At 60.3% G+C, this 17,671-nt stretch carries 20 protein-coding genes; 5 read left to right on the top strand and 15 right to left on the bottom strand.

Annotated elements, in window-relative coordinates:
* Positions 1–48: 48 nt before the first annotated feature.
* On the top strand, positions 49–1,251 hold the full coding sequence (locus tag DKW72_RS03885) for an amino acid aminotransferase (protein WP_111641019.1): 1,203 nt from the start codon (positions 49–51) through the stop codon (positions 1,249–1,251).
* Here the strand turns inward: DKW72_RS03885 and DKW72_RS03880 are convergent.
* Positions 1,239–2,117: a cation diffusion facilitator family transporter gene (locus DKW72_RS03880; RefSeq protein WP_111641018.1), complete on the bottom strand. Its 879-nt coding sequence runs from the start codon at positions 2,115–2,117 to the stop codon at positions 1,239–1,241. The genes DKW72_RS03885 and DKW72_RS03880 overlap by 13 nt on opposite strands.
* Positions 2,118–2,218: 101 nt before the next feature.
* Between DKW72_RS03880 and DKW72_RS03875 the strand changes: the two genes are divergently transcribed.
* Positions 2,219–2,941 carry a glycerophosphodiester phosphodiesterase gene (locus DKW72_RS03875; RefSeq protein ID WP_111641017.1) on the top strand — a complete coding sequence of 241 codons (723 nt, stop codon included), beginning with the start codon at positions 2,219–2,221 and terminating at the stop codon, positions 2,939–2,941.
* Positions 2,942–2,949: 8 nt separating this feature from the next.
* Here the strand turns inward: DKW72_RS03875 and DKW72_RS03870 are convergent, their stop codons facing one another.
* From DKW72_RS03870 to DKW72_RS03805, 14 genes are all read right to left on the bottom strand, one after another.
* A complete protein-coding gene (locus tag DKW72_RS03870) occupies positions 2,950–4,143 on the bottom strand; it encodes an EAL domain-containing protein (protein ID WP_111641016.1) in 1,194 nt (397 codons plus the stop codon).
* A 105-nt stretch (positions 4,144–4,248) separates the two neighbouring features.
* Positions 4,249–4,761, bottom strand: a complete 513-nt coding sequence (locus tag DKW72_RS03865; protein ID WP_157960384.1) for a GNAT family N-acetyltransferase — start codon at positions 4,759–4,761, stop codon at positions 4,249–4,251.
* Between the two features lies 1 nt (position 4,762).
* A complete protein-coding gene (gene lipA, locus DKW72_RS03860; RefSeq protein WP_111641014.1) occupies positions 4,763–5,770 on the bottom strand; it encodes a lipoyl synthase in 1,008 nt (335 codons plus the stop codon).
* Between the two features lie 27 nt (positions 5,771–5,797).
* Positions 5,798–6,463, bottom strand: a complete 666-nt coding sequence (lipB, locus tag DKW72_RS03855; protein WP_111641013.1) for a lipoyl(octanoyl) transferase LipB — start codon at positions 6,461–6,463, stop codon at positions 5,798–5,800.
* A gap of 5 nt (positions 6,464–6,468) precedes the next feature.
* Positions 6,469–6,741: a YbeD family protein gene (locus tag DKW72_RS03850; RefSeq protein ID WP_111641012.1), complete on the bottom strand. Its 273-nt coding sequence runs from the start codon at positions 6,739–6,741 to the stop codon at positions 6,469–6,471.
* 100 nt (positions 6,742–6,841) lie between these two features.
* On the bottom strand, positions 6,842–8,005 hold the full coding sequence (locus DKW72_RS03845) for a D-alanyl-D-alanine carboxypeptidase family protein (RefSeq protein ID WP_111641334.1): 1,164 nt from the start codon (positions 8,003–8,005) through the stop codon (positions 6,842–6,844).
* Positions 8,006–8,039: 34 nt separating this feature from the next.
* Positions 8,040–8,861: a septal ring lytic transglycosylase RlpA family protein gene (locus DKW72_RS03840; RefSeq protein ID WP_111641011.1), complete on the bottom strand. Its 822-nt coding sequence runs from the start codon at positions 8,859–8,861 to the stop codon at positions 8,040–8,042.
* A complete protein-coding gene (mltB, locus tag DKW72_RS03835) occupies positions 8,858–9,841 on the bottom strand; it encodes a lytic murein transglycosylase B (RefSeq protein WP_111641010.1) in 984 nt (327 codons plus the stop codon). Before mltB ends, DKW72_RS03840 begins: the two co-directional genes overlap by 4 nt.
* Before the next feature lie 26 nt (positions 9,842–9,867).
* Complete coding sequence (rodA, locus tag DKW72_RS03830; RefSeq protein WP_232522308.1) at positions 9,868–11,013, bottom strand: rod shape-determining protein RodA; 1,146 nt, start codon at positions 11,011–11,013, stop codon at positions 9,868–9,870.
* Positions 11,010–12,878: a penicillin-binding protein 2 gene (gene mrdA, locus DKW72_RS03825; protein ID WP_111641009.1), complete on the bottom strand. Its 1,869-nt coding sequence runs from the start codon at positions 12,876–12,878 to the stop codon at positions 11,010–11,012. The genes rodA and mrdA overlap by 4 nt, the downstream gene beginning before the upstream one ends.
* 43 nt (positions 12,879–12,921) lie before the next feature.
* Positions 12,922–13,389, bottom strand: coding sequence for a 23S rRNA (pseudouridine(1915)-N(3))-methyltransferase RlmH (rlmH, locus tag DKW72_RS03820; protein ID WP_111641008.1), 468 nt, complete (start codon positions 13,387–13,389; stop codon positions 12,922–12,924).
* A 4-nt stretch (positions 13,390–13,393) separates the two neighbouring features.
* Positions 13,394–13,738 (bottom strand): ribosome silencing factor, encoded by a 345-nt coding sequence (gene rsfS / locus DKW72_RS03815; RefSeq protein ID WP_111641007.1) that lies wholly within the window; start codon positions 13,736–13,738, stop codon positions 13,394–13,396.
* A 45-nt stretch (positions 13,739–13,783) separates the two neighbouring features.
* A complete protein-coding gene (gene nadD, locus DKW72_RS03810; RefSeq protein ID WP_111641006.1) occupies positions 13,784–14,443 on the bottom strand; it encodes a nicotinate-nucleotide adenylyltransferase in 660 nt (219 codons plus the stop codon).
* The gene (locus tag DKW72_RS03805; RefSeq protein ID WP_111641005.1) at positions 14,424–15,689 is read right to left on the bottom strand and encodes a glutamate-5-semialdehyde dehydrogenase; all 1,266 of its coding nucleotides are present in this window, start codon (positions 15,687–15,689) and stop codon (positions 14,424–14,426) included. The genes nadD and DKW72_RS03805 overlap by 20 nt, the downstream gene beginning before the upstream one ends.
* A 263-nt stretch (positions 15,690–15,952) precedes the next feature.
* Between DKW72_RS03805 and DKW72_RS03800 the strand changes: the two genes are divergently transcribed.
* The 3 genes from DKW72_RS03800 to DKW72_RS03790 all read left to right on the top strand — a co-directional run bounded on the left by DKW72_RS03800 (position 15,953) and on the right by DKW72_RS03790 (position 17,670).
* Positions 15,953–16,501 carry a glycine zipper 2TM domain-containing protein gene (locus tag DKW72_RS03800; protein ID WP_111641004.1) on the top strand — a complete coding sequence of 183 codons (549 nt, stop codon included), beginning with the start codon at positions 15,953–15,955 and terminating at the stop codon, positions 16,499–16,501.
* Positions 16,502–16,638: 137 nt separating this feature from the next.
* Positions 16,639–16,947: a PepSY domain-containing protein gene (locus DKW72_RS03795; RefSeq protein ID WP_111641003.1), complete on the top strand. Its 309-nt coding sequence runs from the start codon at positions 16,639–16,641 to the stop codon at positions 16,945–16,947.
* Between the two features lie 33 nt (positions 16,948–16,980).
* Positions 16,981–17,670, top strand: coding sequence for a response regulator transcription factor (locus tag DKW72_RS03790; protein WP_111641002.1), 690 nt, complete (start codon positions 16,981–16,983; stop codon positions 17,668–17,670).
* Position 17,671 lies beyond the last annotated feature (1 nt).

Genomic DNA, 17,671 nt, shown 5'->3' with positions numbered 1-17,671 from the left:
CCGGTGTCTGTATAATCGCCCCATCGCGAATCGACACGAGTAACCACCATGTTTGAGACTCTACCCCAGCTACCCGCCGACCCGATTCTGGGTTTGAGTGTTGCCTTTCAACAGGACAACAACCCCGACAAAGTCGACCTGGGGGTTGGCGTTTACAAAGATGACGCCGGACGCACGCCGATCATGGCGGCCGTGCATGCCGCCGAACAGCGTCGGCTTGAGCAGGAAGACTCCAAAGCGTATACCAATCCGGCCGGCTACCCGGGCGCCAATGCCGGGGTCAATGAGCTGGTCTTTGGCGCCGATCATCCGGCGCTCGCGGCCGAACGGGTGCGCACCATCCAGACCCCAGGCGGGTGCGGTGCCCTGCGCGTGGCGGCCGAATTGATTCGCCGGGCACGGCCCGAGGCCACCATCTGGGTGAGCAGCCCCACCTGGGCCAACCATGTCCCGCTTCTGGGCAACGCCGGCATTGCCTTACAGGAATACCCCTACTACGACCATACCAGCCACAGCATCGACTTTGACGCCATGCTGGCCAGTCTGCGCCAAGTCGCCAAAGGCGATCTGGTGTTGTTGCACGCCTGCTGCCACAACCCCAGCGGCGCCGATCTGACTCAAGTCCAATGGCAAGCCGTAGCAGACGTCGCGCGCGAGCGGGAATTTACCCCGTTTATCGATATGGCCTATCAGGGTTTTGGTGAGGGTCTGGACCAGGACGCCTACGGCGTGCGCTTACTGGCGCAGACCCAACCGGAACTGCTGGTGGCGTCGTCCTTTTCCAAGAATTTTGGCCTCTACCGCGAGCGCGCCGGCAGCTTGAGCCTGGTGCTGGCAGACAGGGAGCGGGCCGATGCCATTCATACCCAGATGCTCAATGTCACCCGGGGGCTCTACTCCATGCCGCCCGCCCACGGGGCCGCACTGGTGGACATTATTCTGCACGATTCAGCACTGAGCACCCAATGGCGCACCGAGCTGGACAGCATGCGTGCACGCATTCAAGGGTTGCGCGAGCAACTGGTCGATGCCCTGAGCCAGCGCCAGCAGACCCGGGATTTTGGTTTTATCGCCCGCGAGCGCGGCATGTTTTCGTTCCTGGGTCTGAGTGTCGGGCAGGTCCATGCCCTGCGCGCACGCTACAGCATTTACATGACCGACAATAGCCGCATCAATATTGCCGGACTGAACCCGGAAACCATCGCCTACGTCGCTGACGCCATCGCCGAGGTGCTCGCTCAGGACTCGTGAGCCCCCAGGGGCTCCAGGTGCGTGACCAGGTAATAGCCTTGGGCGCGCAGCGCCTGCTCGACAGCGTCGGCCAGTGCGTGTCCCTCCTCCACCGACCAATCGCCCGGCACCTGCACTGCCACCTGCGCAAATTTCCGCGCCCCGGCGGCGCGGGTGCGCAGGCGTACAAAACGGCAGCCGCGCTCGCTATACCGGGCAAACACGGCTTCTATAGCAGCGATGTCTTCACCGTCGAGGGCATGATCCATGAGCCCGCCAGTGGATTTGGCCAGCAAGTGCCAGCCGTGATAAAGAATGTGCAGCGCCACGGCAATCGCCACTAACGGGTCCAGCCAGTAAAGACCGCTCCACCCCGCCAGAAGCACGCCGACGATAACACCGGCACTGGTCCAGACATCCGTGAGCAGATGCCTCGCGTCGGCTTCGACTGCCGGCGAGTGATGGGCCTTGGCGACGCGAAACAGGAGCCAGGCAACCCCTGCGTTGATGCCACTGGCAACGATGATGATCAGCGTACCTCCTCCGAGCTGCTCCAGTTCGCGCGGGTTGAGCCAACGCTCGACGGCAACCCAGATAATCATTCCCGCCGCCATCGCGATCAGTGCACCCTCAAATGCGGAAGAGAAATATTCCGCCTTGCCGTGGCCAAAGGGGTGACCACGGTCCGCCGGGCGCCGGGCATAGCTCACCATTGCCAGCGCGAACCCGGCGCCGGCCACATTCACCAACGATTCGAGCGCATCGGACAGGTAACCTACCGAACCGGTGAGGTACCAAGCCAGCGCCTTGAGCCCCATGGTGGCAAAGGCCGCCGCTAAAGACAGCCGCAGGGCTTGCTGGGGTGTAATGGACAAGCGTCTGTGCATAGAATCGGATCCCGGGAATACCTGCTCCTAATTAAAGCACAGGGACCATTGACTGGTCATAAGCCCATGCCATACTAGCGGCGACAACCACAGGAATTGCCATGGATCATCCCCTTCTCTGTATTGCCCACCGCGGCGGCCCCGGCCCCGAAAACAGCCTTCAGGCTGTGGACCGTAGCCTGGCGCTGGGTGTTGACGGTATCGAGATCGATGTCTGGCAGATCGAGGGCGAGCTGCTCGCCACCCACGACCGCCGCCTGGGACGCGATGTCCCGGGGTATGGCCTGCTGGTGAATCACACGCTGGCGGAATTGCGTGAGCTGCGCCTGACTAACGGTGAACCCATTCCGACGCTGCGCCAGATTCTCGAGCGGGTGCAGGATCGGGTCCTGCTCAATATCGAGATCAAAGGCCCGGGCTGTGCGCCGGTGTTGGCGCGCGAGCTGACCCGCTACGCTCAGGATACCGGGTTGGGCCTGGAACACTACATTGCCTCAAGCTTTGATCACCACCAACTGTTCGACCTCAAACAACGGCTACCGTCGGTACGCCGGGGCGTTCTGGTAGAGGGGAATCCGCTTGACTACGCCGCCTGCTGCGAACCGCTGGGCGCCTACGCGTTCAACACCGGCATGACCTTTGTCAACGCCGAGCTGATTGCCGACGCGCGCCGACGCGGGCTGAAAAACTGGGTGTATACAGTCAATCACCCAGAGGATTGGGATTGGCTGCAGGCACTGGGCGTGGATGCAGTGTTTACCGATTTGCCCGAGCAGTTGCTGGAACACAACCGACTCGGGTTTAGCCCCTGCATGGCATTCTGATTTGACGCTCAGCCCATCGGGGCGTAGAGCACCTCGTCTTCAACCTCCGCATCCACCAGCAGAATCAGGTCGTCACCAATGAAGGTGGCGTAGGTTTTACACAGTTGGCGTGTACTGACATCGCGATAGGCATTGGACACCACCAGCTCACGCGTGGCAGACCCCCCAAGCGCCAGCAGCAGCGGGAAGTAGGGTCGATGGCTCCAGTTGCTACCCATGTACTCCGGTTGACACACGAGTCCGGCCGGACTCAGCTCAAAATTATCAGTCACCTGCGTGCCATCGGCGTTGCATAGGTAGTAACGCAGAATACCGGACTGTGCCAGACCGCTCGGATCGATACTGGCAAAATCCTCTTCAATCAACTGCAGGCGCAGATCCGCCACCCGCTGACTGATCACGCGATTGTGGCGCGAGGCCATACGCAGGCGCTCGGTTTTTCGATCGAGAAAGGACTGCTGAATAGCGCGGGTCTGCTCGAGGGGCTGGCGTTTATCCAGCAGCGCGGGCAGCGCCGGCTGGTAGATGTGTCCCTGAATATAGCGGGCGCCGCACTCTATTCCGAAATGCAGTTCTTCAATGGTTTCGACACCTTCACATACAATGTCACAGCCCACCCGCTGGGCGATGGCGGCGCAGGCGAGAATGGCATCGGCACTCACGCCGCCCACCGCGGCCTGCTTGAACAGGCGCATATCCAGTTTGAGAATGTCCGGGCGCAAGGCCGCGACCCGGTCGATCTGGGACGCACCCGCGCCAAAGTCATCAATGGCCACCCGCAATCCCGCATTGTGATACTCCTGCACCAGACGCTGAATCGCGGACAACTCGCCTTGGCCCTCGGTAATTTCGATCACCACGCGAGCCGGGTCGATCCCCGACGCTTCGATCATGGCGATAGTCGGGCTGGCATCGCCCTCGAGCCGATCGATCCAGTCGGGCGAGATGTTGAGCGCCAGATAGCCCGCCTCGGGGTGCTCAGCGAAATGGCTCAGGGCCTGGGCGCGGATATGGCGGTCAACCACACGTAGGCGATCGGAGCCAACACCGTGGAACAATGGCCCGGCACTGCGCACCACACCCTGTTCATCGCGATAACGCGCCAGCGCCTCATAACCACCAATACAACCGGTGACTAAATCCACCACCGGCTGGTAATGGGGAAAATAAGCGGTGGGGTCAAGAATCTCGGCATTGCTCATTCGATAGCAGGTCTTTGGCAATCAACAGGTTAGAGCATCGTAGCGGAAACGGGCGGGCGTTGCATCTCTCGTTGCGAATAAACTCACACAGACACACCGCTGTGGTCACGGGCCCATAAGGTTCCTGGTCATCACCTGCGCCTCGCGACCGGCCAATTGAATCGTGCGCACCGGCTGCCACCCGCGCCGACGATAAAATCCGGTGCTGTCGTGCGTGCTCAACCAGAGGTACTGTTCACCACGCGCACGGGCATAAGCCTCGGCGGTGGTCACAAGATGGGTGCCTATGCCCTGCTCGCGCTGCGCGGGGGCGACGTACAAGCTGCTCAGCCACACTGGCGAGGTAGTATGTGCGGGCGCGTCGAAAGGACGGTAGTGGTAGCGCACCAAGCTGATGCAACCGGCCAGCATGGGCGCCGACGATGGCTGCGGAGCCAGAGCGATAAGAGTAACCGGGATACGACCACCGGCTACTTGCTGCTCGAGTCGGGCGCGACGTACCGACAGCTCAGACACCAGCCCCTGGCGCAGGCACTCCGTGTGGTGCCAACGCGCCACCGGCTCCAGATACTCAGGGCGCTGCCCCAGGGGGACAACCGTCACGGGTTCGGGCGTCAAATTAACCGCTAAAGGCCGGATTGAGCACACCCACCTGCTCGCCGTGGGCCTGTTTGTCGGCGTGGTAGCTCGAACGCACCAACGGGCCGCAGGCCGCGTGGGTAAAGCCCAGCTCATAGGCAACCCGAGTGTACTCTTCAAATTCATCCGGGTGGACGTAGCGGTCTACCGGTAAATGGTCGCGCGAGGGCTGCAGGTACTGACCGATGGTGAGCATGTCAATATTGTGGGCACGCATGTCGTGCAACACTTCGATGATTTCTTCCTTGGTCTCACCCAGGCCCACCATCAGGCCAGACTTGGTGAGCACATCCGGGCGACGCTCCTTGTACTTGCGCAGCAGCTCCAATGACCATTTATAGTTGGCACCTGGGCGTGACTGACGGTAGAGGCTGGGCACGGTTTCCAGGTTGTGGTTGAACACATCCGGGGCTTCCTGCTCGAGAATATCCAGAGCGATGTCCATACGCCCGCGAAAGTCCGGCGTCAGCACTTCCACCTGCAGGTTGGGGCTGAGCGCGCGCGCCTCGCGGATACAGTCGGCAAAATGCTGAGCACCGCCATCGCGCAGGTCATCACGGTCCACTGAGGTAATCACCACATACTTGAGCTTCATCTCGGCGATCGCTTCGGCCAGGTGCCGGGGCTCGCTTTGATCGAGCGGATTGGGTTTGCCGTGACCCACATCGCAGAAGGGACAGCGCCGGGTGCAGATATCACCCATGATCATAAAGGTCGCCGTGCCACCGCTGAAACACTCTCCCAGATTCGGGCAGTTGGCCTCTTCACACACCGATGACAGGTTGTTCTTGCGCAGAATCTGCTTGATACGGTCGACCTCGGGCGAGGCGGCAACCCGCACCCGAATCCAGTCGGGCTTGCGCGGCAGCTCGTCGGTGGCGATCACTTTAACGGGAATGCGTTCGACCTTGTCAGCATCGCGCAGCTTTTCACCCTGCTGGTAGCGGCGAGTGCGTTTGACAGGCTGTAATTCCGGCGTATCAGACATGAAATGGTCTCTCGATGGGGTCGTGAATCAGTGCTCGGCTGTGCGTGCCGACGTGCGGGCGGGCATTATACCCTGTTTGACGCCTAATTTCTGTACAAGCTGAGCCACCAGCCCCGCCTGCACTTCAGCCATTGCGGGCGCCTTCGTCAGCAGATCCGCCATCTGGGTCATCGCCAACCCCTCATAGCCGCAGGGGTTGATGCGCCCAAAGGGAGCCAGATCCATATCAACGTTGAGCGCCAGACCGTGAAAGCTGCAGCCACGCCGCACCCGCAAGCCCAACGAGGCAATTTTATCGCCGTTGACGTAAACCCCCGGGGCATCCGCCTTGGCTTCAGCATCAATGCCGTAGTCGGCCAGCAGTGCCACCAGACTCTGCTCAATAAGCGTCACCAGGTCACGCACGCCGAGCTTGAGACGGCGCAAATCCAGCAACGGGTAAGCCACCAGCTGACCTGGCCCGTGATAGGTCACCTGCCCGCCCCGATCAGTTTGAACCACGGGAATATCACCTGGAAACAACAGGTGCTCAGGCTTGCCCGCCTGGCCCTGAGTGAATACCGGCGGGTGCTCCACCAGCCAGAGCTGGTCTGGCGTCTCGGGAGTACGCTCATCGGTGAAGCGGGTCATGGCCGCCCAGGTCGGCTCGTACTCGGCCCGGCCCAGGTATTTGACAGTCAGGGACTCGGTCATCAGCGTCAGATGACCATTTTGACCAGGCCGCTCGCGGTCAGGTCCTGGTGAATGCTGCGCAGTTGGGGTTCACCCGTGGCCACAATCCAGACGGTGACCGACTGGTAGCGACCATTGCGGCTGTCTTTCACGGTTATCGCCGCCTCGTCAAATCCCGGCGCATGGCGCTCCATGACCTCCAGCACACACTGATAGAGGCCGTCGCCGGCATCGCCGAGCACCTTGATCGGATAATCTTGGCACGGAAACTCAATTTTGGGGGGCTGCTGTTCAGTCATAATACGGGCTTGGTGGCTATTGCGTGGCTGGCCATTATAACAGAAAAGGGCCCACCCCTTGGGGTGAGCCCGCTCGTGTGCAGAACAGTTGCTGTATGCCTTAGCTGAACAAACGCCGGAAAAAGAGTTTGATGCTGTCGACTATACGGGCGAAAAAGCCTGCGCGCTCAACGTCCTGCAAGGCAATCAGCGGCACCTCGGCGAGCATTTCATCGTGCAACTCAACCGTCAGCGTACCCAAGCGTTGCCCGGCCTCAATAGGCGCGCGAATCACGTCCTCGAAGGTCATGGTGGCCTTCAGGTCGCGTTCACTGCCCCGGGGGATGGTCAGACGGATATCTTCAGCCACAGTCAGGTCAATTTCGTTGGCACGACCGGACCATACACGCCGGGTCGTGAGCGTATCCCCGGCGTCGTAAAAGCCCTTGGTTTCATAGTAGCGGAAGCCGTAGGCCAGCAGTTTTTGGGTTTCGACCGCACGCGCTTCGGCGCTTGAGGTGCCCATCACCACGGAAATCAGACGCATATCCTGACGCTGGGCCGAGGCCACCAGGCAGTAGCCTGCCTCGCGGGTGTGTCCGGTCTTCATACCGTCGACCGAGTCATCGCGGAACAGCAAGGCATTGCGGTTGGGCTGACGGATACCGTTGTAGGTATAGGCCCGCTCGGAGTATATCCGGTAGATGTCCGGGTATTCACGAATCATCGCCCGGGCCAGCACCGCCATATCCCGCGCTGTGGTCAAATGGTTTGCGCCCGGCAACCCGGTGGCATTTTCAAAACTACTGGCATTCATCCCCATCAGGGCGGCTTTCTGGTTCATGACATCGGCAAAGGCGTCTTCACTGCCGGCAATGTGTTCCGCCAGGGCAATGCTGGCATCATTCCCCGACTGAACGATCACCCCACGCAGCAAATCAATCACCGGCACTTCCGAATTGGGGTCGAGGAACATGGTCGAGCCACCACTGGCGGCGCCACCTTTGCGCCAGGCATTGGGGCTGATCCGCACCAGGTCACTTTTGTTCAGTCGGCCCTGGTCAATCTCGGAGGCGACGATATACACCGTCATAATCTTGCTCAGGCTCGCCGGTGGTAGCAATTCGTCGGCGTTGCGCTCAATCAGCACGCGGCCGGTATCGGCGTCCATCAAGATGTAGCCCGAGGCATTGACCTGCGGCGGCGCCGGGATCAGTACTTGCTGGGCGTGAGCCAGACTTGCGCAAGCCGCAAGCCCCAGGGCGATCATTAGTTGCTTCAACATGGCGATTTTGTCACTGTCGTCGTTTAAAAGTGAATTAAGGGGTTTCATAAACCAGTGGCGTCTGATCGTAACCGAGCGCCTGTAGTTGCTCACGCGCGCGGTGCAGATCGCCGGTATCGACAAGCGGCCCGACGCGCACGCGGTACACCTGCGCCGGCGTCGTCGCGTGCGACACGATCACACCGTGCTCGACATCTGGCGCAAGGCTTTCAGCCAGGCGCTGAGCACTGCTCTGCTCGCGAAAAGCACCCACCTGCAAAAAAGCATTGCTGGGCAGCGCTGTGTCACCGCCCGCCTGACGCAGCGGCGCAGGGGCGGTGCCATCAGGCACAATAATTTCAACGTCCACCATCGCCGTACCCTGATCGGCAAACCCGAGGCGCTGGGCCGCAGCGTAGCTCAAATCGATGATCCTGTTGTCGTGGAACGGGCCGCGATCATTGACACGCACCACCACACTGCGACCGTTATCGACGTTGGTGACCCGCACATACGATGGAATCGGCAGCTTCTTGTGCGCCGCGGTCATGGCGTACATATCGTAAATCTCGCCATTGGAGGTGTGTCGCCCGTGAAATTTCTTGCCGTACCACGAGGCGATCCCGCGCTCCTGATAGTCCGTCTCATCATCGATCAGTCGGTAGGTCCGCCCGAGGACTGTATAAGGGTTGCGGTTGCCTGCCAGGGTGCGCACTTCGTGCCGGGGAACAGCGTCGGGCACATCGGAGAGGTCGACTGGCTCGGACGGCCCCCGATCACGCTCCTCCGGCGGCTCGGGCGCCAGCGGCGGGAACCCCGCACAGGCCGCGAGCAGGGCCAAGGCACACGCGGGTAAAAAAAGTTTCAGAGTGGTCATTCGCCGGCCTCCAATTGCGAGCGAAGTTCACGGCTCAGATCATACACGGCCATGGCATACAAGTGGCTGCGATTATAGCGCGTAATCACATAAAAATTGTGAAACCCAAACCAGAACTCTTCACCGTAGTCGCCCTCCAGCTGCAGAGGTGATGCTGGTGCAGCGTCGTCGACCGGCACCACCGGCTGAAAGCCCCGCTCTCGCCACTCCGAGACCGGCGTCTCGGGCCGGCTGATACTGTTGTAGCGGATGTCATCGGGCTTGTCGTCAGTGCGCACCCGCACGGCGACCGGCTCGTCCGCACGCCAGCCGTGGCGACTAAAATAGTTCGCAACACTGCCGATGGCGTCAGTCCTGTTGTTCCAGATATCGGTAAACCCATCGCCATCAAAATCTATCGCGTAGTGGCGATAACTCGAGGGCATGAACTGGCCATAACCCATGGCTCCGGCATAGGACCCTTTAAAGTCCAAAGGGTTCTGTTCCTGTTCGCGCATCAACAGAAAATAGTTTTCCAGTTCCCGTCGGAAGAAGTCTGACCGGGGCGGATAGTCAAAGGCCAAGGTCGAGAGCGCGTCAATCACCCTATGACTGCCCATATTGCGGCCATAGTTGGTCTCGACCCCAATGATGGCAACGATGATCTCGGCGGGCACGCCAAACTCCTTTTCAGCGCGCGCCAGGATATCCTTGTGCTCACGCCAGAACGCCACTCCGTTGTTCACCCTCAGAGGCACCACAAAAATCGGCCGATACTCGGCCCAGGTCAGGGTGCGCTCGGCCGGCCGGGCAATGGCATCAAGAATATTCTGACGCTTTTCGGCCTCGGACAGCCAAGCCTGAATTTGCTCGCGCTCAAACCCGTGCTCGCTCACCATGTGATCGGTGAAGGCCTCAGCCTCCGGGTGCTCACTGTAGTCGCTATGGGCTGACAATGTCAGAGCCAGCAGCAAGCCGGCCACTCCGGGTTTTCTCATCATTATCAATCCTGTTGTTGTCCCCGAGGTCAGCGCGTCACGCGCCGGCGCTCAGTGGCAATCGCCATTAAAATACCAAAGCCAGCCATAATAGAAATGATCGCGGTCCCGCCCTGACTGATCAGTGGCAGGGGTACCCCAACCACCGGCAGAAGCCCGGCAACCATGCCGACATTGACGAAAATATACACGAAAAACGTAAAGGTGATGCTCGCGGCCACCAAGCGGCCAAAGCTGTCCTGGGAGCGCAGTGCGATCAACATGCCGCGCATGATGATGAGGGTATATAAGCCCAGGAGCACCAGAATGCCGTAGAGGCCAAATTCCTCCGCCAGCACGGCGACCACAAAGTCCGTGTGTCCTTCCGGCAAGAAATCCAGCTGCGACTGAGTGCCCTGAAGCCAACCCTTACCTGAGGTGCCGCCCGAACCGATGGCGGTCTTGGACTGAATGATATTCCAACCTGCCCCCAGGCGATCCTGTTCGGGATCAAATAAGGTGATCACCCGACGCTTTTGATAGTCCTGCAGGACAAATTGCCACAGCGGCCAGACGCTCGCGAGCAACGCGAAGAAGGCACCAACGATATAACGCCAACGCAGTCCGGCAAAAAACAACACCACCAGCCCGGAGGAGGCCACCAGAATCGACGTTCCCAAATCGGGCTGACGCACAATCAACAAAGTCGGAATGACCACCAACACCAGAGACCACAGCACATGCTTGAATACTGGCGGCAACATGCGCTGGCTCAAATAGGCCGCGATGGCCAGGGGCATAGCCAATTTCATCAACTCGGACGGCTGGAACCGGAACCCGCCAATACTCAACCAACGCTGCGCACCTTTGGCCCCCACCCCCACAAGGAGCACCAACACCAGTACCAGCACGGTGCCCAGGTAAAACCAGATCGCGAAGCGTCGCATCACGTGCACGGGAATTTGCGCCACTGTCAGCATAGTGCCCAGAGCAATAACAAAATAGACCGCCTGACGCTGAACATTGGGCATGCTCTGGCCACTGGCACTGTAGAGCACCACCAACCCAAACACGGCGGTCAACAACAGCAACAGGATCAACAACAGATCGACATGGAAGCGTTGCTGAAAACGATCGCGTCGCCCAAAGCCCTGGCCCATCGAGGGCAAGCGGCGCAGAAAGTCCTGGGTGCTCACGGTTGACCTCCGCTGTCCGCACCCAGGTAGCGTTCGCGCAAATGGGCATCAAAAATTTTGCGGGCTACCGGCGCCGCGACCCCGGCACCGGATTCGGCATTCTCCACAATGACCGCCACTGCAATCTGCGGGTTGTCCTCGGGTGCAAAGGCCACAAACAAAGCGTGGTCGCGATGACGCTCGAGCAGTGCCTCGGAGTCGTACTCTTCACCTTGCGGGATGGCCACCACCTGTGCAGTACCGGTTTTGCCGGCAATGCGGTAGTCCAGTCCGCGTCGAATTCCCTGAGCGGTTCCACGTGTGCCATGAACCACGTCGGCCATCGCGTCAAACATGAAATCCCAGTGCTCGTCCTTGAGTGTGACGACATCGTCAACCTGTGCCAGCTGGGGCACCTCGCCCACACTTTGCACAACCTGTGGACGCAAGCGGACACCGCGAGTAGCCAATGCGGCGGTGGACACGGCCAGCTGCAATGGCGTCGTCAGCACATCGCCTTGACCGATAGCCATATTGAGATTGTCCCCGGGAAACCAGGGCAGCCCTCGGGCGCGGCGCTTCCAGTCACGCGAGGGCCAGATCCCTGCACGCTCGGTGGGAATATCAATGCCAGTACGGGCACCCAGGCCGAAGCGGGCGCCAAACTCATGCATCAAGTCCACCCCCATGCGGTGCGCCAGGTCATAGTAATAGACGTCACAGGACTCGACCATGGCCTGTTTCATATCCACCCGGGGACCGTGACCGCGACGGCGCCAATCGCGGTACAGACGATCGTCGCCGGGCAACCGATAGTAACCCGGGTCGCGTACCCAATGATCCGTGTCGACAATTTCGTGGTGTAAACCCGCGAGGCCGATAATCGGCTTGAGTGTTGAACCCGCAGGGTACTGACCCTGGATAAAACGGTTGAACAACGGAATGTCCAGGGAGGTGTTCAGCGCATTGTAATCCGTAAAACTGATACCGGTGACAAACAGGTTGGGGTCATAGCTTGGCACACTCACAGCCGCCAGAACGCCACCGGTTTTGACGTCCAGTGCCACCACCGCGCCCCGGCGCCCCGCCATCGCTTCGGTGGCGACTTCTTGCAGGCGGATATCCATGTGCAGCACCAGATCCTGGCCGGGCACCGGCGGTGTCCGGTCAAGTACCCGCAACACCCGGCCACGAGCGTTGGTCTCAACGTTCTGGTGCCCCACCTGCCCGAGAAGAATACGTTCGTACTGACGCTCAAGGCCGATTTTGCCGATTGAGTGGGTACCGCTATAGCGTTTGAAGTCATCCTCGTCAAAACGGGCCACGTCCTGCTCACTGATGCGCCCCACATAACCCACAGTATGCGCAAAGAGCTTGCCATAGGGATAATGGCGCACCAGTTGGGCATCCACCTCGACCCCATCGAGGCGGTATTCGTTGACCGCCAGGCGGGCAATTTCCTTTTCATTCAGCCGATAGCGCAAAGGGATGGCCTCAAAGGGCCGACGGCGTTGATGTAACTGATCGTAAAAACGATCGATATCGCTCGGGGTAACGTCCACCAAGCGCTGCAACAGTTCGAGGGTAGCCTCGAGGTCGCCCACGCGCTCGCGCACAACAGAGAGCGTGTAACTGGGGCGGTTATCCGCCAACAGGACGCCATTGCGATCGTAAATCAGCCCGCGGGTGGGTGGAATGGGCTGCAAGTGCACCCGGTTGCGATCCGACTGGGTCGCGTAAACCTGATGATGGGTCACCTGCAGGCCATAGTAGCGCATGACCAGCACGCCCATCATCAGCGCTACCAGCACAGCCACCACAATCAGGCGGCTGAGGAAGATACGCTCCTCGCGATGGTGATCTTTAAAACGCCTTGCCTCTGACATGCTGCCTCAGGTCGATACTGCTCGTCGTTATCGTTGAGCTGCGCTATTTATGATAGGGATGGTTATTTAACAGGGTCCAGGCCCGGTAAAGCTGTTCGATCAGCACAATGCGCACCAGCGGATGCGGCAGCGTCAGCGCCGAAAGCGACCAGCGCTGCTGCGCCAGCGCCAGGCACGCCGGCGCCAGACCGTCAGGACCACCGACGAGCAGACTGTAATTGCGGCCACTCATGCGCCAATCGGCCATGCGTTCAGCCAGTTGCTCCGTGCTCCAGGGCTTACCCTTCACATCCAGCGCAATCACCTGATCACCTTTGCCGATCGCCGCGAGCATGGCTTCGCCTTCCTTCTCGATGGCTTTTGCGGGGTCGGTAGATTTACCTCTGGAGCCCAAGGGTAACTCAACCAACTCCACCGCACAGTCGCGCGGCAAGCGCTTGGCGTACTCCTGGTAGCCCTGTTCAACCCACGCGGGCATTTTGGTGCCCACAGCAATCAGGCGTAAACGCACGCTATTAGTTCCCGGAGCGGCCGGCAGGTTCCGTGGACCAGAGTTTTTCCAGGTCGTAGAAGGTCCGGGTTTCCTCCAGCATCACGTGAACCACGGTATCACCGAAGTCGACCAACACCCAGTCGCCAGCCTCGATGCCTTCGCTCCCGAGCGGTTGCATGCCCTGTTTTTTGGCTTCCTGTACGACGTTATCAGCCAGGGATTTGACGTGCCGTGTGGAGGTGCCGCTGGCGATGATCATGGTGTCCATCACGTCGCTCAGATCGCGTACATTCAGGCTGGTAATCTCTTTGCCCTTGAGGTTGTCCAGGGCTTCGGTAATCAGGGTATTCAATTCATCCGGTGACATGAGGTCTCTATAACTCGCTTTTTACGTCTAATGGACGCCAGGGCTTCAAGCCCGGGCGTATAAGTGGTTCTGCTCAATGTAGTGCCATACCGGATCCGGCAGCAAAAAGCGCGCCGACTCACCGGCCGCGATCTGCGCGCGAATCTCGGTCGCCGAGATCGGCAGCAGGCGCAATCTCAACGTTACAATCGCGCCCGCCGGCGTCGTCGCCGCCTGCGCCAGTGGCCGGCGACGCTCGGCCAACAGATCGGCCACCGGCCCTCGGGTCGGCAGCGGTGCATCCGGGCGCTCAATCACCACCAGGTGAGCGTGATCAAGCAGCTCGCGCCAACGGTGCCAGCGATCAAGCCCGGCAAAGGCATCGGTACCCAGCAACCAGTAGAGCGGCGTATCAGCGCCCAGTTCCCGACGCACTTCTATCAGGGTTTCGACGGTGTAGGACGGCCCGTCGCGGCGCAACTCACGCTCGTCGAGTACCAACTCGGGGCAGTCCTGCAGGGCCAGCTGCAACATCCTTGCGCGTTCGACGCTGGTCACGGAAGGTTGATCCCGGTGCGGCGGCCGGTGGCAAGGCAACAACCGGACCTGTGCCAGCCCGAGCGCCTCCCGCGCCTCCAGCGCCATACGCAGATGCCCGATATGGATGGGGTCAAAGGTGCCCCCCATCAATCCGACAGCGTGCGCGTTATTGACGGATGTGGCCATCGCCAAGCACGATCCACTTCTGTGAAGTCAAACCTTCCAAGCCGACCGGGCCGCGCGCGTGGATTTTGTCCGTAGAGATACCGATTTCCGCGCCCAGTCCGTATTCGAAGCCATCGGCAAAGCGGGTCGAGGCATTGACCATTACCGAGCTGGAGTCCACCGCACTCAGGAAGTGGCGCGCCCGGGTGTAGTCCTCAGTCACTATCGCCTCGGTATGCTGGGAGCTGTAGCGGGTGATGTGGGCAATCGCTTCGTCAATCCCTGAAACCACCTTGATCGACAACACCGGCGCGAGGTACTCCGTTGCCCAGTCCGCTTCCGTGGCGTCACTGGCACTGATGATGGCACAAGTCTTGGGACAGCCCCTCAACTCTACACCCTTGTCGTCGTAGGCATCGGCCAGGCGCGGGAGAATGTCCCCAGCGACCGACTCATCCACCAGCAGGGTTTCCATGGCGTTGCAGACGCCATAACGGTGGGTCTTGGCATTCAGGGCGATGGCGAAGGCTTTGTCCAGGTCGGCACGGCCATCAATATACACGTGGCAGATACCGTCCAAATGCTTGATCACCGGTACCCGCGCCTCGTTGCTGATACGTTCGATCAGCCCTTTGCCACCGCGGGGCACAATCACATCCACATACTCGGGCATGGTAATCAGCCGGCCCACGGCCGCCCGATCGGTGGTTTCCACCACCTGCACGGCGGTCGCGGGCAGGCCGGCCTTTTCCAGCCCCTGACGAATACACGCGGCAATGGCCCGGTTGGAATGGATCGCTTCGCTGCCACCGCGCAGAATCGCGGCATTGCCGGACTTGAGACACAGGCTGGCCGCGTCGACAGTTACGTTGGGGCGGGACTCATAAATAATGCCCACGACCCCCAGGGGCACACGCATCTTGCCGACCTGGATGCCGCTCGGACGATAATTCAGGTCGGTGATGGCACCGCAGGGGTCCGCCAGCGCCGCAACCTGACGCAAGCCCTCGATCATGCCGTCGATGGTGGCCGGCTTGAGCGCCAGACGATCGAGCATCGCCATATCCAGGCCGTTGGCCTCGCCCGCATCCAGGTCTTTGCGGTTTTCCTCGGCCAGGCGAGTACGCGCCGCTTCCAGGGCTTCGGCAATGGCCAGGAGAGCCTTGTTCTTGACCCCGGCGCTGGCGGTCGCCAGCACTCGCGAAGCCTGCCGGGCCTGTTCGCCCAAGGTTTCCATATAAGCTGCTACGTTGTCGATTTCAGCCATTTCTCACTTCCACTCCCACCAAAAACACAAAGGCCCGAGCGCACCATTGGGCTCGAGCGCGCAAAAACAGCGTCGTTTTGCGCATTAAACGGCGGATTATACCTGTTTGGGGCGGCATTTTGGTGCATTTTTGCGCATTTCGAACCGGGGATTTTTCCATGTTCCCTTCAGTTTGTATTCAGCTTCACGGCGCTACTCTGGCATCAAGGGTGAATAACACCCGATCCAGCGAAAGGCACACGATGTCCAAGAGGAGAAACGCCATGAAAAAGCGTCACTATTCACGATTTTCCCTGAGCCTTGCCGGCACATTGCTGGCGGCATCTCTGCTGACCCAGACCGCCCACGCCGCGCCTCCGGGCCACCAGTACGGCCGGGTCGTTGATGCCCAACCGATCTATCAAACCCGCAGTCACCGGGTACCCTATCAGGCCTGCCATATTGAAACTCGGGCCCACCGCACCGGTGGCACCAACCGCGACACCGTTACCGTGGTGGGCGGCCTGCTCGGTGCTGCGGTAGGCCACGAACTGGGCAATAGCCGCCGAAACAAACAGGTGGGTGCCGCCGCCGGAGGGCTACTGGGCGCGGCCATCGCCCGTGACGCCACCCGCAACAGGGCGCCAGCAACGACTCGCTACCGCGACCACGAGGTCTGCCAAACCCACTACCGCACCGAGCACAGCCGGGAGCTTGTGGGGTACAATGTCACTTATCGCTATCAGGGGCGCCTGTACGAAACCCGTACTCGCCAACACCCCGGGGGACGCATCCCGGTCACAGTCAGCGTTCGTCCGGCACGGCGCTACTGAGCCCGCACCCTGGGCTTTAACGCAGCTAAACGAAAGTGTCCGCATCTTTACAGTGCGGGCACTTGCATGTTGGCGGTGCTCGCGGGATAGTAATCGTAGAAAAATGCGTCTACACATGAACTTACAGGAGTCGTACAATGATGCCGCGCCTTACCTCCTTAGCCTTGGCTGCTACACTGTTGCTGGGTGCTGCCGGAGCCTATGCCGCCGCGCCGGGCAGCAGCTGGACGGCCGCCCAACAAGAGAATCGCCAACAGGTTAACCGGGGGCGAATTTCCTCTGCCGAGGCGGCCACCATCGTGCGCCAACGCTTTGGCGGTGAAGTGATGAACGTCAGCACTCGTCAAGAGGGCAATATCACCGTGTACCGGGTCAAGATTCTGCAAAGCTCGGGACATATGCGCACCGTGAGCGTCAACGCAGAGACCGGCGCCATCATGAACTAAACGCCTAACGCGTTATTACAGGCTGGCTGTTACGTGCGAATTCTGGTCATCGAAGACGAACCTGCACTACGTGAGCAGATCGCCCAGCTGCTTACGGGGCAGCGCTATGCCTGCGATACCACCGCCGAAGGCAACGAAGGCCTGTTCCTGGGCCAGGAAGTCGACTACGATCTGGCTGTTGTTGACCTCGGCCTGCCCGGGCTGGACGGAATCTCCATCATTCGCCAATGGCGCGACCAGCAACGACGGTTTCCGGTGCTGATCCTCACAGCCCGGGGCGCCTGGCAGGACAAAGTCGAAGGCCTGGAAGCCGGCGCCGACGATTACCTGACCAAGCCCTTCCATCCCGAGGAACTCAAAGCCCGTATCAACGCTCTGGTACGCCGCGCCAACGGCCAGGCTTCACCGGTCCTGGAGTACGGCCCGCTGCGCTTGGACACCAGCGCCCGCCAGGTCAGCCTCCACGGTGAGCCGGTGGAGCTGACCAGCTATGAATACAACACCCTGACCTACCTGGCACTCAACGGCGGCAAGGCGGTATCGAAAACGGAGCTGACTGAACACCTGTACGCTCAGGATTTCGACCGGGACAGCAATGTCATTGAAGTCTTTATCGGTCGGCTGCGCAAAAAACTCGATCCGAACGGCACACTGCAACTGATTACCACACAGCGGGGGCTTGGCTACCGCTTTAACCTTCAGCCAGGACAAGGAACCCCTTAAC

Origin of the sequence: Marinimicrobium alkaliphilum, from assembly GCF_003259155.1 — a bacterium.
GTDB classification, from domain to species: Bacteria; Pseudomonadota; Gammaproteobacteria; order Pseudomonadales; family Cellvibrionaceae; genus Marinimicrobium_A; species Marinimicrobium_A alkaliphilum.
Note: the sequence above shows the minus strand (reverse complement) of the source record. Positions and strands in the feature narration are given on the sequence as shown.